The organism is Shewanella sp. SACH (genome assembly GCF_001887095.2).
Taxonomy (GTDB): domain Bacteria; phylum Pseudomonadota; class Gammaproteobacteria; order Enterobacterales; family Shewanellaceae; genus Shewanella; species Shewanella baltica.
On the sequence record NZ_MPDG02000008.1, the window covers coordinates 45,202 to 60,854 of the forward strand.

The following is a 15,653-nucleotide window of genomic DNA, read 5'->3' on the forward strand; positions in this document are numbered from 1 at the left end:
GATATCTAAGTGCTGCGGCTTTGATATTGAGCTGCTAGAACGTACATTTAAGCCAATGGAATTGACTATGCAGTCGTGGCTTTCGCTTAGTTGCGTTACGAGAAATACGTCCAGAATGGCAGCATGGATGTCACTCAGAGTGCATCGCTAAATCGACTATGGGCGACAGATTATATCTCATCTGCCGCCTAATATTACCTCACCTTGAGATAATTTTTATCTTAACGGCGGATCTACAGCACACTTTCATATAAATGTTATCAGTTAGTTAGCACGATTAGAGGCTATCTGTGACATAACGAAACTCAGCTGACAGGGCCTAAATGTCACCGGATTTGTCTATGAGTGAGTGGGGATTACTGAGTAGAGATGACTGGGTGGTAATGGCTTAATGGTGATGAATTAGACACAGCTTAGGTATAAGCTTAAGCATGGATACAGGGCAGTTTGACTGCATGGTAATCAATCACAAAGCACAGAAACAACCTAGTGATGGAGCAAAACTCAACCTGTACCCAACCGCGAAAGACTGCGATAGGCACAAGCCTGCCTTGACCCTAGCCATTAAATCACTTCAACCTCGACTCTATTGCGACCTTTATCCTTAGCGCGATAGAGGCAAACATCGGCGCGGCGTAACACGTCGGCCATCTTAAGCCCCGAGACCTTATCTAATGGCAAAAACACGCTGCCAATACTGATGGTCACCACAGCCAAGGGAGAAACTTGATGAGGAATATTGAGTTGCTCGACGAGATAACACAGCTGCGTGGCAATGGCCGTTAGCTGTGCCGGCGTGACATGCTCAACGACTAAGGCAAACTCTTCGCCACCGATGCGCGCCAATAAAGCATTGTGCGGCAGGATATCGCACTGCGCTAAGGCATCTGCCACACGCTTAAGCACGACATCACCTTCGAGATGACCGTAAGTGTCGTTGTAGGATTTGAAATAATCGACGTCCAACATAAACAGTCCCGCAGGAGTATCCGCCTGTAGTACGGTTTCTAATCTTTCGGTAAAGGGGCGTCTATTGGCTAAGCCCGTTAACTCATCGGTTTCGGCCATTTCTTTCAATTGAGTATTGGCAGAAACCAGCGCTTGTTGCAGCACTATCATCTGCCGCTCTTTTTGCTCGCGCAGCAGTAACTCGTTCAATGCGGAGGCAAACTGAGTCAGCATATTTTTTTTCTGGGCGTTCCAATTCAAGGGCCGCGACACCGTCGACAGCGAGAGTAATCCCAATAACTCTCCGGCATTTTTAATCGCAAAGGCAGCAATAGAGCAAATGCCCACGGATTTCATCACCTCATATTCCTGTGGTGAAAAGTCCTTTAACGCCTCAAGATCCTCAATCATTAAAGTCGATTCTGTTTCGAATTTTTTAGCAAGCTGAGTAATGTTGTCCACCGAAATCCCTTGGACCTTGTTAGCATGTAACTCGCTGGTCCAAAAACTGCGGTAATAGGCATGCTGTTGATGAAATTCGAGAATACTCACCCTTTCAACATCAAACAACTGACCTATTTTGTGGCACACCTCAGTTAAGGTTTTGTCTACATTGCAGGTGTCGATACTCAAAAATTGCAGCGAAATCTCTGCCAGTAATTGATTCGACTGCGACTGCCAATCCAGTTCTTTGGTCCGCTCTTTCACTAAGTCCGACAATAAATGCTGCTGTTGCTGTAACGCACGTTGATGGCGTTTATTGATAGCGAGGTCGTTGCGTATCCTTTGATACATGGCCTTAAGCGACAATGCCACATGGGCAATCTCGTCAGGACTGGCGGTCACCGTCTCGGGCACAGATAGCTTTTTTAGCGATTTTAGATTGATTTTATTAGTAAAATCTTCCAATGCCGACAATCTATCCGTCACCATGAGTCGCACTAAGGTCAAGATCAAATAGATCATCAGCAGGGTCTTTAAGCCATTGCCGAGCACAATAAAAATCAACTGTCGCCACAGCTCGTAGTAAAGCTGGTTAGTGTCTAAGCCTACGGTTAAAGTTGCGATCAGCTGATCTTGATAAGTCACAGGATAATGAAACAGGGTTTGCGACTCGTCGTCGGTTAACAGCGGTTTACCCAGCTGCATAGTGACGCCGTCGATACTGTCTAAATGCACACTCGACACTAACGGCATCATCCCTAAACCAGAGAGCAAATCAGATAGCAGGCTGCGGTCAACGTCCCACAGCGACTTCGCCACGCTCGGCAGAATAGATTCTGAATATTCGCGGATATCCGACGTGGCATTGTCGATACTATCCTGATAGTTCCAAATCAGCTGCACCAGCATAGTTAACACAGCAAAAAATGAGCTCACCCCGATAATGGTCAGCGTCATCTTATGACTAATAGAATGATTTCGATGCTTCATGTACACCCGTTATTACGCCTTGAAGGGCAACTTATTCAAAATCTGAGACTGGAAAATCTGTGGCCAATCCCGAGCAACTAACATTTGATAAAATGCCGAATCAGGCAGTAAAACGCCGAACAAGGTGACATTGTCATAGGGAATATAGTGCTTATGCTGCTGATAATATTTCAACTCGACCAAAGCTAACGCGCCAGCCATAAAGTGCCCGCCACCAATAATGCTCACCGAGTGTTGGCGACAAAGCTGTAAAATCTCGGGGGACGTATTGATCGTACTGACAAATACATCCTTACCTGAGACTAAGCCTTTTTCCTTCAATGCTTTAAGCACCCCAATCGCCATACGATCACTGGCGGTCCAAATCACATTCAGATCGGGATAACGATTCAGCAGGGTTAACGCTTGACCATAAGCCACAGCGTCGCTCCACTGGCCATAAACCGTTTGAGTCAGAGTGGCATTGGCCTGCATAAAGAAATAATCACTGGCACCTTGGGTACGTAGCACTGAAGCAGGCGTCGATTTATCGCCCGAAATCAACAAAACTTTAGCCGGCTTATCCTCTAAGTCGTCCATTAAGCCCTTAGCGGTCGCCGAACCTATTGCGTAATTATCGGGAATAATGGCGGGTAACAGATATTCTTGCCAATGGGGATCTTGCAGTAGAGCATCACGCTCACCGATGGAAATATCATTTAAAATCAATTGCACGTAGATAGGATGTGGAGAAAGCGCTTGCAGCATTTTTATCGCGGATTGTTTTTCATTAACCAGAATAACGTAATTAGGCAGTACCTTTGCGGAAGCTAACAACTCATTGAGTTGGGTGATCATCTTGAAATGATTGCGATCGGAATGAATGATTTCGAGCTTAATATTGAGTGTCGTCGATGCCTCCAACATCAATTGGTCGACGTCCCCCCAAAAACTGTCATCGACAGCCCCCGGATTAAAAAATACAACATCGAGTTTTGCCCAAGCCGCCCCACCAAAACCCGCAGTACAGATAAACACACACGCTAACATCCACGAACGCATAGGCGAGTTCTCCTCGACCATGTTCCCTCAAATGTCATCCTTCACAAGAGGTCACTTTATTATTATCGATTCACAACCTTGTTACCGCATCGCCGCCCAAAATGTTGCTAAAACCAGCAGCAGATGTTTCGATTAAACCACAAAATGATACAAAGTATACTTTATATGCTGACTATTTATTCCGACACCCAGTCGGTATAGGGAGATCGAGCGGCTCAGTAGCAGAATGTTTATGAGTCGTTGCTGACTGTCTTATGGGTCAGTTTTACGACTTAACCACGGAGAAAATGACGGGGACTTAAACACTTTAAAGGTGGAAGTTGTTGGTTCGTCATTAAAAGTCACAAGGTATACGAGTTCACTCTAGGCGTTCATCTGGCCTAACGGCCGAGGTGAATCAAGATTGGGGGATTTGAACCATGATTTTCATTGGAGGGTAAACCAAATGAGACAGCTCAACGATGCTCTCATATAATTGCATAGGTTGACTAATTTCCATTAACTGATTGAAATAATTAAATATAACTATCAATCGCTTAATCTATTCAGTAGTAATCATTTCTCCCAGAATCAATCCTTTATAACTCATATTCACTCAAAGGCACGAAATTGTGCGACTCTTCTTTTAATCGGTCGCAACATACATCTTCAATAGTCTCGATGTACTACAAGTGCTGTGTAGCCCGCATCGCCAAACAAAAGGTTGGTTATAGCCAACCTTTCAATGCGCTAATAATCATATATGCAGTAAATGCGATCGAATTTGCCTAGCGCTAAATCCGCTTGGTGGATAATAAAATTCAACTGCATGGAGTGCTCACTATAGACGACTTTGAGCAGCACCAGATAATCTTCGGCATTGCCGCCTAATTCAGCTGCGGCGTGGAGCTCGGGGGCTTTATAGCGGCTATCGCCATGGCCATTAATGCTGGCGATACCATTGTAATACGGCAGCGGCTGCTCGGGGACGAGCAATGCCTGCAAGTTGGATGACTGCCAGTCGGGTAGCGCTGACCATTGTGCTTGAGTGAGAATCTGACCGGGGATTAACCCGTGTTTATTCATTTTCATCAGATCAAAGAAATAGAGCTGATCTTGCCACTCTGGTGCCAATTCATCTTCCGCAACCTCTAGGGCCTCCAGCACCATAGCTTGTTGCGGTTCTGGTAGCGCTTGTAAACGTGCCTTGGCTAACTTTAATAAATGCGGGTTGTCACTATTAACCATGTCAGTGGCTATCATCTTAATGCTGGCAATCCCCTGAAGTTGATAAGCCGCCTCATACTCATAGTTTGCACATACCGCATCGTCGAACTTAAGTTCGGCAATCGCTTTCCCAGAGTTCAGTTGCTGACCCTCTGCGACATAATAGACATGGCCGCGAAGCATTTCCGAGAATCGCCAGCGCTCCAAAAAGAACAACAATCGCCCCTCTCGAGGCAAATAAGATTGAAATGCCTTCAGTTCGCTACAATTGATTTGTGCGATAAATTGCATAGGCACACGGAAGGCTTGCGCAGCCTCGTCCCAATCCGAATCTTGCGACCAACAATAATGCTCCTCGATATACTCGCGAGTGTGGTCGAATTCCTCAGCGTAAGCATCCAGCATCTCCTCCCTTCCGACCAAAGTCACTGGGTAATCCATGCCGACAGGCAAATCAGGCAATCCACCCAGTCGGCTGTTACCTAACTGGGCATAGTCTTCGATTGCACTGGGATAGAGATCGACACTACTGCGAATAAACGTCGATAACGTATGGGCAAGATGCGGGTCTTTAAACTGCACCAGCTTTTGCTCGAGCAGCTGCTGACGAATGGGGGAATTTTCTGCTAACAACATATCCATATTGACCTCAGGACTCCAATGTTTGCTTTTTATCATTTCTATCAACTATTTGCTATCGTCCAATATGGCAATTTGCCAAAGCTATCACGGGAACGGTAAAGCCAGAGTCAGCAGCTTACTGATGAGGCGAATGACCAAGTTAATCGAAAACCCCTAACGTCAATTACTGCTACACTCAAATTCTGCGCGAAATGACCACAAAAGGATTTGTTTATGGCGATTGCCTGCGTCAATACCCGAGCCAGTTGTGGGGTCGAAGCTCCCCAAGTCACAGTTGAGGTGCATCTCAGTAACGGCTTACCGGCATTTAATCTAGTGGGATTACCCGAAGCGTCGGTGAAAGAAGCCCGCGAGCGGGTGCGCAGCGCACTGATCAATGCGGGATTCGAGTTTCCGATGCGGCGGATAACCGTTAACCTCGCGCCAGCAGATTTACCTAAACAAGGTGGCCGCTACGATTTACCCATAGCCGTGGGCATATTGGCCGCCTCGGAACAAATCCCAGCTAATAGCTTAAAAAATCTTGAGTTTGTCGGTGAGCTGGCACTGTCTGGGCACATACGTTATTGCCAAGGATTATTACCGGCGATTATCGCCGCTAAGCGCCAAGACCATACCTTGATATTGCCGCTGGATAATCGCCACGATGCCGAGTTAGTCGGCTATCCTAATGTGTTGTTTGGCTCGCACCTTCAGAGCTTAGCCGCTTATTTACAGGGGCAAAATCAGCTGCCGACGTTAGCGCCGCAATTAGAATGGATCAGCCAAGAGACGCCTGAGTCCCATACCTGCCTGAGCGATGTGATTGGCCAATATCAGGCCAAGCAAGCACTCGAAATTGCCGCTGCGGGAAACCATAACCTCCTGATGCTTGGCCCGCCAGGTACGGGCAAAACCATGCTTGCCAGCCGCATGATGGCGCTATTACCTGCGCTTAATTATGAGGAAGCATTAGAAGTAGCGGCGATTCATTCCGTTGCCGGACTCGACATTAAGCCGCAGCATTTTTTGCAGCGCCCCTTTCGCTCGCCACACCACACGAGTTCGTCGATATCCCTCGTGGGTGGCGGCAGTATTCCCAAACCCGGTGAAATTTCCCTCGCCCACCGTGGCGTGCTGTTTTTAGATGAAGTGGCTGAATTTCCGCGTAAAGTCTTAGATTGCCTGCGCGAGCCGATGGAAACCGGCGAAGTGGTAATTTCCCGCGCCGCCGCTAAGCTAACGTTTTTGAGTCGCTTCCAATTGATCGCGGCGATGAATCCTAGCCCGAGCGGTGATATTGATAGCCAACACAGATCGAGCCCCGAACAGATTCAACGTTATCTCTCAAGGCTTTCTGGCCCGTTTCTCGACCGCTTCGATTTAACCATTGAAGTGCCCAAACTCCCCGCGGGTACCTTGACTCAAGCCGCGCCGCAAACAGAAACCAGCCAAGATATCGCCAAGCGGGTCAAACTGGCGCGTGAGCTGCAACTCGCCCGTTCAGGCGTGCTCAATAGCGAACTCACAGGAAAACAATTGAAACGCTTTAGCGGGATCAGTGATGCTGATTTAGTGTTTTTGGAACAAAGCGTGGTAAAGCTTGGCCTCTCGGTTCGCAGCTTCCACCGTATACAAAGAGTCGCGCGTACTATTGCCGATCTTGAACAAGTGCATAACACAGAACGCCGCCATATTGCCCAAGCACTGGGTTATCGCGCTATGGATAGATTACTCGCACGCTTATCCCAGCAATATTGAGTTTTCGCGGGAACAAATGTTAACAAATGCACCGACCAGCAGTGCCTAAGATTGAGCCAAACGCCGACACCGAGTAACATAGGCCTCCAATTTTTGTCAGGGGGCTCGGATGGGAACGCTGTTTTCACAGATAAAAGGCTGTATCGCATTTTTAGGCTACGTTATAAATACCGTCTTTTGGACTATCCCAATCGTGTTGATCAGTTTTATAAAACTGATACCTATCAGTTCATTAAGGACTGCGACGAGCCATGTGCTCGACTTTTGTGCCAGTGCTTGGATCAGCGTCAATGGTGTGATTGAGCGCTGCTTGCATCCCGTTAAGATAGAACTGAGTGGTGACACCGACTTTTCCACTAAAGAGTGGTATATGGTGATTGCCAATCACCAGTCTTGGGTGGATATCCTGATCCTGCAGCGGGTTTTTAACCGAAAAATCCCTTTCTTGAAGTTTTTCCTCAAGCAAGAACTGATTTTTGTGCCGATTTTAGGCTTAGCTTGGTGGGCGCTCGATTTTCCTTTTATGCGCCGTTACAGCACGGCAGAGTTGCGTAAAAATCCTAAGCTAAAGGGCAAAGACATTGAAATTACTCGTAAAGCCTGTGCTAAGTTCAAGGCTAAACCGGTAAGTGTGATGAACTTTGTCGAAGGCACGCGCTTCAGCAAAGCTAAACATCAAAAGCAGAGCTCACAGTTCCAACATTTGTTAAAACCCAAAGCGGGCGGCATGGCCTTCGCGCTATCAGCCATGGGTGAACAGATCCACAAGCTAGTCGATGTCTCCATTTACTACCCAGACACAGTGCCAAGCTATTGGGACTACCTGACAGGCAAGTTGCCAAGCGTTAAAGTACACATCAAGGTTTCTGATATTGATCCTGCGATGCGCGGCGATTATATGAATGACCGCGATTTTAAAATTGGCTTCCAAGAGCAGCTAAATCAACTCTGGCTCACCAAAGATCAGGTGTTAAGCCAACTCGCTAGCCAAGTGAATAAAGAACAAAGGTAACGCCACTATGTTGAATTTCCTGCCTGGTTCAGTGCTGTTTATGCTGAGCTTAAGCTTGCTGATCATTAATACCGCCGTTTGGGGCTCACTTATCAGCATTGGCGGAGTCGTAAAACTCGTGATGCCAGCACAAAGTGCTCGCAATGCGGTGACTACGGTTATGAATCGTTTTATGTGGGCGTGGGCCTGCTGCAACGGTGGCATTCTGTTTTTGATCGCTAAAATTGAGTGGGACGTTGAAGGCCTAGAAGGACTCGATAAAAACAGCTGGTACTTGCTGATCAGCAACCATCTCAGTGGATTCGACATTGCCGCGCAAACCTATGTGTTACGCAACCATATTCCTATGCTGAAGTTCTTCCTCAAAAGAGAACTCGCCTATGTGCCGATTATGGGACTGGGTTGTTGGGCGCTTGATATGCCTTTCATGAACAGGACTAGCCCGGCAAAACTCAAGAAGAATCCAAAGCTTAAGGGCAAAGATTTAGCGACCACACGCCGCGCCTGCGAAAAGTTTAAAAATATGCCCACCTCGATCATTAACTATGTTGAAGGCAGTCGTTTCACTAAAGATAAACATCAACGACAAAGTTCACCCTATCAGCATTTATTACGCCCTAAAGCGGGCGGTATCGCCTTTACTTTATCAGCCATGGGCGAGCAATTTACTAACTTGCTGGATATGACGATCGTTTATCCCGATGCACCTGACGATATTCTGTTTTGGGTAATGAACGGTAAAGTCACTAAGATCATTGTTAGGATAAGAGCGTTGCCTGTACCTCAAGTCGATCCAACGCGTTATTTCTCTGAATCTGAGTATCGCGTCGAGTTCCAACGCTGGTTAAACCAAGTGTGGGCGGAAAAAGATCAACAAATCGATGCTTTACTGCAAACGAATCAAAATGTCGCGGATAGCACCGACAGCGCCAATCACACTCAAGCGAGCTAGATCTGCTCTAGTTCTTTTCTAACTTTGCTCTAGTTCTGCAACCCATGCCGCTGCAGCGGATAGCTCAAATTCATTGAATACGGTTATCCCTGCGGCGCTGAGTTTTTCAGCCGTTAATCCCTGTCCCGCAATTAATTGCTTCGCAAAGTGACCATCGTAGATCTGCTTATTCCCACAGGATGGACTACGGGCTTTTAGGATCGCCACTTTAATCCCTTCTTGCTGCGCCAGCTTTAGGGCGAGATCGGCTCCCAGACTAAAAGCGTGGGTCACATCCTCACCCTGAGCGGTTAAGATACGCTGTCCAACCCGCTCCGCAGGTGGTCTGGGTGTTGGCAAACCGCCTGCACATTCGGGACAAATCGCCACAATCCGTCCTTGCTCAAGCCACGTCTGTACAAGTTCGCTCTCCATCAAGTTATGACCACCGTCGTAGCGCACCGCTTGCCCGAGTAAACAACTGCTCACTAACACTTTTTCCACTGTCACCTCCAAGCGTGTCATTCCGCCCATAGCATAACGCGAAGGACAAACATGCAAAATGCATTTGGACGATTTCCCCCAAAGCCATCAACACCTGCAACAAGAACGGACGGCAAAAACCACTTCATTGTTGACAATTTAATATTTAAAAATTCATAAGCTAAAATATTAAAAACGAACGAATTAAAATAAAACTATAAAAATCAGAGTAATAAATAAAAAGCAATTAGAATGTAGACTTACGTCTAAGTAAACACATTGTTGACAATCCACTGAGAGAGGGCTATTTTTTACCCATTGTCGACAATCCTATTAATAGTGATGCGCTCTATGTTGAAGCAAGACACGACGTTCGTTTCTGATGACACACATGTTTCCCACCTGCATAAGGTCAAATCGACCTCGGCAGATAAAACGTCGACCACACTCGCCGATCAAATTTTGGTGCAGATCCAAACCAGCATCATCAAGGGCGAACTGCCTGCGGGCAGTAAAATTAACGAGCAAGCGCTGGCCGAAAAATACGGTATCAGCCGCGGCCCGACCCGCGAAGCCCTGCAAACCTTAGAAAGACAACGCTTAGTAGTGCGCGCACCCCATGTTGGCGCCCGCGTAGCACAACTGACAGTTAGCGAACTTAACGATTTATATCAACTGCGTAGCGTGCTTGAAGGCATGGCCTGCGAACTTGCCGCCAGTCGTATCACCCCTGAGCAATTAGCCAAGTTAGAAGATTTACTCGCAACGCAAGATGCGGCGCTCGCTAAGGGTGATACCTACTTCCAAGAGGAAGGCGATGTCGATTTTCACTACCAAATTATTCAAGCCAGCGGTAACAAACATCTGCAGGAAACCTTAGTCGGCGGCCTGTATCACCTGCTGCGCATGTACCGCTACCAGTGCACCAATAAAAATCGCCCCGTTAAAGCCATTGCCGAACACAGACGCATAGTCGAAGCCATTGCCCAGCGCGATGGTGAGTTGGCGAGTTTACTGATGCGCCGCCATATCGAACAGGGGCGTAAAAATACCGAATTACGCTTAATTGAATTGCAAGCCAATGCAGCCGCAAAAGAAACCTTAGCCAACATCAGCTAAGTTTATACGGCTCAATATGCCCACTTCCCATAAATGGAAAAGGATAAGGACAAGACCATGACCCAAAGCGCAGGATTACGTTTTCGCCAAGCTCTTGCTAAGGCTAAACCGTTACAAATCGTTGGCACCACCAATGCCTATTTTGCCTTGATGGCAGAGCAAACTGGCTTCCAAGCCTTGTATCTTTCGGGCGCTGGCGTTGCCAATGCTTCATACGGTTTGCCTGACTTAGGCATGACCTCAATGAACGACGTGCTGATCGATGCCGGTCGTATCACCTCAGCCACACAAGTGCCTTTATTGGTCGATATCGATACTGGCTGGGGCGGCGCATTCAACATTGCTCGCACCATCAAAGAATTCGAAAAAGTCGGCGTCGCCGCTGTGCACATGGAAGACCAAGTGTCGCAAAAGCGTTGCGGCCACAGACCTAACAAAGCGGTCGTGAGCATTGAAGAAATGGTCGATCGCATTAAAGCGGCCGTCGATGCCCGTACCGATCCTAACTTTGTGATCATGGCGCGTACCGATGCGGTTGCCGTTGAAGGCTTAGAAGCAGGTATCGAACGCGCGCAAGCCTATATCGCCGCCGGTGCCGACATGATCTTCGCCGAAGCTTTAACTGAGCTAGACCAATATCGCCACTTTAAAGCGCAAGTCAAAGCGCCGATTTTGGCCAACATGACTGAATTTGGCCAAACCCAATTGTTCAATAAAGAAGAACTCGCCGAGGCGGGCGCCGATATGGTGCTCTATCCACTCGGTACTTTCCGTGCAGCCAACCAAGCGGCACTGAACGTCATGCAAGCGCTGATGAATGATGGTCATCAACGCAACGTGCTCGACACTATGCAGACCCGTAAAGACTTGTATAAGTACTTGGGCTACCACGCCTTTGAAGACAAGTTAGATCAACTGTTTAGCCAAGATAAATAGCTAAACAAGCGAGAAAGCAAAATACACAAGACCATGGATTGTCAGTAGAAGCGCAAGCTCATGTTGTTACTGAAACCCAGACGCTTTGCCCCAAGCAGCAAGGCGTCACCGAAAAGCTGCAACCCTACAGGGTTTGGCGTTAAAGCAGATTTAACGTTAAACAAGTTACATAAAAAGTGCAGCCTTAACCAATAAATGTCGGCGAATGAACACTCAAAAATAAGTGCATTCATCCACCAGCAATAACCACACAGAGTTAACGGAAGGGAAGGATTATGTCAGAAGCTAAAAAACTAAGCGGTGCAGGATTACGTGGCCAGAGCGCAGGCGAAACAGCATTGAGCACAGTGGGCGTGTCAGGCTCAGGCCTAACGTACCGCGGTTATGATGTGAAAGATCTCGGTGAAAATGCCACCTTCGAAGAAGTCGCCTATCTCATTCTTTACGGCGAGCTGCCCACTCAAGCCCAGCTTGATGCCTACAAAACCAAACTCAAAGGCCTTCGCGGTCTGCCGCAAGCCTTAAAAGAAGTATTAGAACGCATTCCTGCTGAAACTCATCCTATGGATGTGATGCGTACTGGCTGCTCTATGCTAGGCAACTTAGAAGCCGAACACAGCTTTGCCGATCAGAGTGAAATCACCGACCGCCTATTGGCTGCATTCCCATCGATCATCTGTTACTGGTATCGCTTTAGTCACGATGGCGTGCGTATCGACACTGAAACCGATGACGATCAAATTGGTGCGCACTTCCTGCATTTATTACATGGTAAAGCGCCGTCGGCACTGCATGCAAAAGTGATGGACGTATCATTAATTCTTTATGCAGAACATGAATTTAACGCATCAACCTTTACCGCTCGCGTCTGTGCTTCAACTCTGTCAGACATGCATTCATGCGTCACTGGCGCCATTGGTTCACTGCGCGGCCCGCTGCATGGCGGCGCGAACGAAGCGGCGATGGAACTGATCCAAGACATGAAAGATGAAGCCGATGCGCGCAACATCTTAATGGGTAAACTGGAGCGTAAAGATAAGATCATGGGCTTTGGCCACGCGATTTACCGCGATAGCGATCCACGTAATGCCATCATCAAAGAATGGTCAGAAAAACTGGCTGCCGCCAACGGTGACGACCGTCTATACCGCGTATCGGTTGCCTGTGAAGCCCTGATGTGGGAACAGAAAAAACTCTTCTGTAATGCAGATTTTTTCCACGCCAGCGCGTACCACTACATGGATATTCCGACTAAGTTGTTCACGCCAATCTTCGTGTGTTCACGCGTCACAGGCTGGGCGGCGCACGTAATGGAGCAACGCTCTAACAACCGCATCATCCGCCCAAGTGCCGATTATGTGGGCGTGGCCCCACGCAAAGTCGTCCCTATTGCCAACCGTTAAGCCAAGCTAACGACTCTTGGCGCGAGACTTCTGTTAAAGGACAGTCTCGCGCCAACTTCATTTTCCGAAATGGATGATGTTATGAACACTGCTATGAATACCCAATATCGCAAGCCCTTACCCGGCACCAAACTCGATTATTTCGACACCCGCGAAGCCATAGAAGCGATTGCTCCTGGCGCGTACGCCAAGCTACCTTATACCTCGCGCGTGCTGGCTGAAAACTTAGTCCGTCGCTGCACACCTGCGGACTTAACCGCCTCGCTGAAACAAATTATCGAATCTAAGCAAGAACTTGATTTCCCTTGGTTTCCTGCCCGCGTGGTCTGCCACGACATTTTGGGGCAAACCGCCTTAGTTGACCTTGCAGGCCTGCGTGATGCGATTGCCGCTAAAGGTGGCGATCCCGCTAAAGTGAACCCTGTTGTGCCAACACAACTCATTGTGGATCACTCGCTCGCCGTTGAGTTTGGTGGTTTTGATAAAGACGCCTTTGCTAAAAACCGCGCTATCGAAGACAGACGCAACGAAGACAGATTCCACTTTATTGATTGGACGCAAAAAGCCTTTAAAAACATTGATGTTATCCCTCAGGGTAACGGCATCATGCACCAAATTAACTTAGAACGTATGTCGCCTGTGGTGCATTCACGCAATGGCGTGGCCTTCCCCGATACTCTAGTTGGCACCGACAGCCACACGCCACACGTTGATGCTCTGGGCGTTATCGCCATTGGTGTCGGCGGGCTAGAAGCCGAAAGCGTGATGCTGGGACGCGCATCTTATATGCGTCTGCCGGACATTATCGGTGTCGAGCTCACGGGCAGACCGCAGCCTGGCATTACGGCTACCGATATCGTATTGGCCTTGACCGAGTTTCTACGCGCACAAAAAGTCGTTTCCTCTTACTTAGAGTTCTTCGGTGAAGGCGCAGCGGCGCTGACATTAGGCGATCGCGCCACGATTTCAAACATGACGCCTGAATTTGGCGCCACAGCAGCCATGTTCTACATCGACCAGCAAACCCTTGATTATTTGACCTTAACGGGCCGCGAAGCCGAGCAAGTTAAGCTAGTTGAAACCTATGCTAAAACCGCAGGTTTGTGGGCCGACAGCTTGACCGAAGTGCACTATCCACGGGTATTACGTTTTGATTTATCCTCGGTGGTACGCACTATTGCAGGGCCATCAAATCCACATGCACGGGTGCCAACATCAGAATTAGCTGAGCGCGGAATTAGCGGCGTAGTCGAAAACGAACCCGGCTTAATGCCCGATGGAGCAGTGATTATCGCAGCAATTACCAGCTGCACGAACACCAGTAACCCACGCAACGTGATTGCCGCAGGCCTCATTGCCCGCAACGCCAACGCCAAAGGCTTAAGCCGCAAACCTTGGGTCAAAACCTCACTGGCCCCCGGCTCAAAAGCGGTGCAGTTGTATTTGGAAGAAGCCAAGTTATTGCCTGAGCTTGAACAACTCGGTTTTGGCATTGTTGGTTTTGCCTGCACGACGTGTAACGGTATGAGCGGCGCGCTGGATCCTGTGATTCAAAAAGAAGTGATCGACCGCGACTTGTACGCCACCGCAGTGTTATCGGGTAACCGCAACTTTGATGGCCGTATTCATCCCTATGCTAAACAAGCCTTTTTGGCCTCGCCGCCATTAGTGGTCGCCTACGCGATAGCTGGCACCATACGTTTCGATATCGAAAAGGATGTGCTGGGATTAGATAAAGACGGCAACCCCGTCAAACTTATCGACATTTGGCCATCGGATGAAGAAATCGATGCCGTGATTGCGACCAGTGTTAAACCTGAGCAGTTCCGCAAAGTGTACGAGCCTATGTTCGATTTAGCCGTCGATTACGGCGAGCAAATTAGTCCGCTGTACGATTGGCGTCCGCAATCTACTTATATTCGTCGCCCACCTTATTGGGAAGGCGCATTGGCAGGTGAGCGCGCACTCAAGGGCATGCGACCACTGGCGGTGCTGGGTGACAACATCACCACAGACCATTTATCGCCGTCGAACGCCATTATGCTCGACAGCGCCGCGGGCGAATACCTGCACAAAATGGGCTTGCCGGAGGAAGACTTTAACTCCTATGCCACCCACAGGGGCGATCACTTAACCGCCCAGCGTGCGACCTTTGCCAATCCCAAGCTTAAAAACGAGATGGCAATCGTTGACGGTAAAGTGCAACAAGGTTCACTGACGCGTATCGAGCCCGAAGGCCAGGTCACCCGCATGTGGGAAGCGATTGAAACCTATATGGAACGTAAGCAGCCACTGATCATCATAGCGGGTGCAGACTACGGCCAAGGTTCGTCCCGCGACTGGGCCGCCAAAGGCGTGCGTTTAGCTGGCGTTGAGGCCATTGTTGCCGAAGGTTTCGAGCGCATTCATCGCACTAACTTAGTGGGTATGGGCGTGCTGCCGCTGGAATTTAAAGCCGGCGACAATCGCGCAACCTACGCCATCGACGGCACAGAAGTGTTCGATGTCCTCGGCACGCCAGCGCCACGAGCAGATTTGACCGTCGTCATCACCCGTAAAAACGGTGAGCGCATCGAAGTTCCAGTAACCTGTCGTCTCGATACCGCCGAAGAAGTCTCGATCTACGAGGCGGGCGGCGTATTGCAACGCTTCGCGCAGGACTTTCTCGAATCAAATCAGGCTTAAATCGAACCTTGTTTGAGTCGAGTCTTGAATCAAGGCTCGGCTCAAGTAAAACACGAATATCAGCTAAAGATAA

Annotated in this window: 11 protein-coding genes; 7 read left to right on the forward strand and 4 right to left on the reverse strand. The window is 48.5% G+C overall.

Annotation, left to right across the window (positions count from 1 at the left end; genetic code table 11):
• Positions 1–564 precede the first annotated feature (564 nt).
• The 3 genes from BM607_RS19930 to BM607_RS19940 all read right to left on the reverse strand — a co-directional run bounded on the left by BM607_RS19930 (position 565) and on the right by BM607_RS19940 (position 5,271).
• Positions 565–2,349 carry a GGDEF domain-containing protein gene (locus BM607_RS19930; protein WP_071940660.1) on the reverse strand — a complete coding sequence of 595 codons (1,785 nt, stop codon included), beginning with the start codon at positions 2,347–2,349 and terminating at the stop codon, positions 565–567.
• A gap of 45 nt (positions 2,350–2,394) precedes the next feature.
• A complete protein-coding gene (locus BM607_RS19935) occupies positions 2,395–3,423 on the reverse strand; it encodes an ABC transporter substrate-binding protein (protein ID WP_071940612.1) in 1,029 nt (342 codons plus the stop codon).
• A 729-nt stretch (positions 3,424–4,152) separates the two neighbouring features.
• Positions 4,153–5,271, reverse strand: coding sequence for a DUF1963 domain-containing protein (locus BM607_RS19940; RefSeq protein WP_071940613.1), 1,119 nt, complete (start codon positions 5,269–5,271; stop codon positions 4,153–4,155).
• A 213-nt stretch (positions 5,272–5,484) separates the two neighbouring features.
• Here BM607_RS19940 and BM607_RS19945 point away from each other — a divergent pair, with 213 nt between their 5' ends.
• The 3 genes from BM607_RS19945 to BM607_RS19955 all read left to right on the forward strand — a co-directional run bounded on the left by BM607_RS19945 (position 5,485) and on the right by BM607_RS19955 (position 8,975).
• Positions 5,485–7,011, forward strand: coding sequence for a YifB family Mg chelatase-like AAA ATPase (locus BM607_RS19945; protein ID WP_071940614.1), 1,527 nt, complete (start codon positions 5,485–5,487; stop codon positions 7,009–7,011).
• 109 nt (positions 7,012–7,120) lie between these two features.
• On the forward strand, positions 7,121–8,023 hold the full coding sequence (locus BM607_RS19950; protein ID WP_071940615.1) for an acyltransferase: 903 nt from the start codon (positions 7,121–7,123) through the stop codon (positions 8,021–8,023).
• A gap of 7 nt (positions 8,024–8,030) precedes the next feature.
• Positions 8,031–8,975 carry an acyltransferase gene (locus BM607_RS19955; protein WP_071940616.1) on the forward strand — a complete coding sequence of 315 codons (945 nt, stop codon included), beginning with the start codon at positions 8,031–8,033 and terminating at the stop codon, positions 8,973–8,975.
• 18 nt (positions 8,976–8,993) lie between these two features.
• On the opposite strand, the gene BM607_RS19960 is transcribed toward BM607_RS19955, so the two are convergent.
• Positions 8,994–9,488: a DUF523 domain-containing protein gene (locus tag BM607_RS19960; RefSeq protein WP_011848084.1), complete on the reverse strand. Its 495-nt coding sequence runs from the start codon at positions 9,486–9,488 to the stop codon at positions 8,994–8,996.
• Between the two features lie 300 nt (positions 9,489–9,788).
• Here BM607_RS19960 and BM607_RS19965 point away from each other — a divergent pair, with 300 nt between their 5' ends.
• The 4 genes from BM607_RS19965 to acnD all read left to right on the forward strand — a co-directional run bounded on the left by BM607_RS19965 (position 9,789) and on the right by acnD (position 15,580).
• Positions 9,789–10,556 carry a GntR family transcriptional regulator gene (locus BM607_RS19965; RefSeq protein ID WP_012090443.1) on the forward strand — a complete coding sequence of 256 codons (768 nt, stop codon included), beginning with the start codon at positions 9,789–9,791 and terminating at the stop codon, positions 10,554–10,556.
• 57 nt (positions 10,557–10,613) lie between these two features.
• Complete coding sequence (gene prpB / locus BM607_RS19970; protein ID WP_071940617.1) at positions 10,614–11,492, forward strand: methylisocitrate lyase; 879 nt, start codon at positions 10,614–10,616, stop codon at positions 11,490–11,492.
• Between the two features lie 275 nt (positions 11,493–11,767).
• A complete protein-coding gene (gene prpC / locus BM607_RS19980; RefSeq protein ID WP_071940618.1) occupies positions 11,768–12,895 on the forward strand; it encodes a 2-methylcitrate synthase in 1,128 nt (375 codons plus the stop codon).
• 81 nt (positions 12,896–12,976) lie between these two features.
• Positions 12,977–15,580 (forward strand): Fe/S-dependent 2-methylisocitrate dehydratase AcnD, encoded by a 2,604-nt coding sequence (acnD, locus tag BM607_RS19985; protein ID WP_071940619.1) that lies wholly within the window; start codon positions 12,977–12,979, stop codon positions 15,578–15,580.
• Positions 15,581–15,653: the final 73 nt, after the last annotated feature.

Coding starts and splice junctions, on each gene's coding strand:
- BM607_RS19930 (WP_071940660.1), bottom strand. CDS start 2,349: ATGACGCTGACCATTATCGGGGTGAGCTCATTTTTTGCTGTGTTAACT.
- BM607_RS19935 (WP_071940612.1), bottom strand. CDS start 3,423: ATGCGTTCGTGGATGTTAGCGTGTGTGTTTATCTGTACTGCGGGTTTT.
- BM607_RS19940 (WP_071940613.1), bottom strand. CDS start 5,271: ATGGATATGTTGTTAGCAGAAAATTCCCCCATTCGTCAGCAGCTGCTC.
- BM607_RS19945 (WP_071940614.1), top strand. CDS start 5,485: ATGGCGATTGCCTGCGTCAATACCCGAGCCAGTTGTGGGGTCGAAGCT.
- BM607_RS19950 (WP_071940615.1), top strand. CDS start 7,121: ATGGGAACGCTGTTTTCACAGATAAAAGGCTGTATCGCATTTTTAGGC.
- BM607_RS19955 (WP_071940616.1), top strand. CDS start 8,031: ATGTTGAATTTCCTGCCTGGTTCAGTGCTGTTTATGCTGAGCTTAAGC.
- BM607_RS19960 (WP_011848084.1), bottom strand. CDS start 9,488: ATGGGCGGAATGACACGCTTGGAGGTGACAGTGGAAAAAGTGTTAGTG.
- BM607_RS19965 (WP_012090443.1), top strand. CDS start 9,789: ATGTTGAAGCAAGACACGACGTTCGTTTCTGATGACACACATGTTTCC.
- prpB (WP_071940617.1), top strand. CDS start 10,614: ATGACCCAAAGCGCAGGATTACGTTTTCGCCAAGCTCTTGCTAAGGCT.
- prpC (WP_071940618.1), top strand. CDS start 11,768: ATGTCAGAAGCTAAAAAACTAAGCGGTGCAGGATTACGTGGCCAGAGC.
- acnD (WP_071940619.1), top strand. CDS start 12,977: ATGAACACTGCTATGAATACCCAATATCGCAAGCCCTTACCCGGCACC.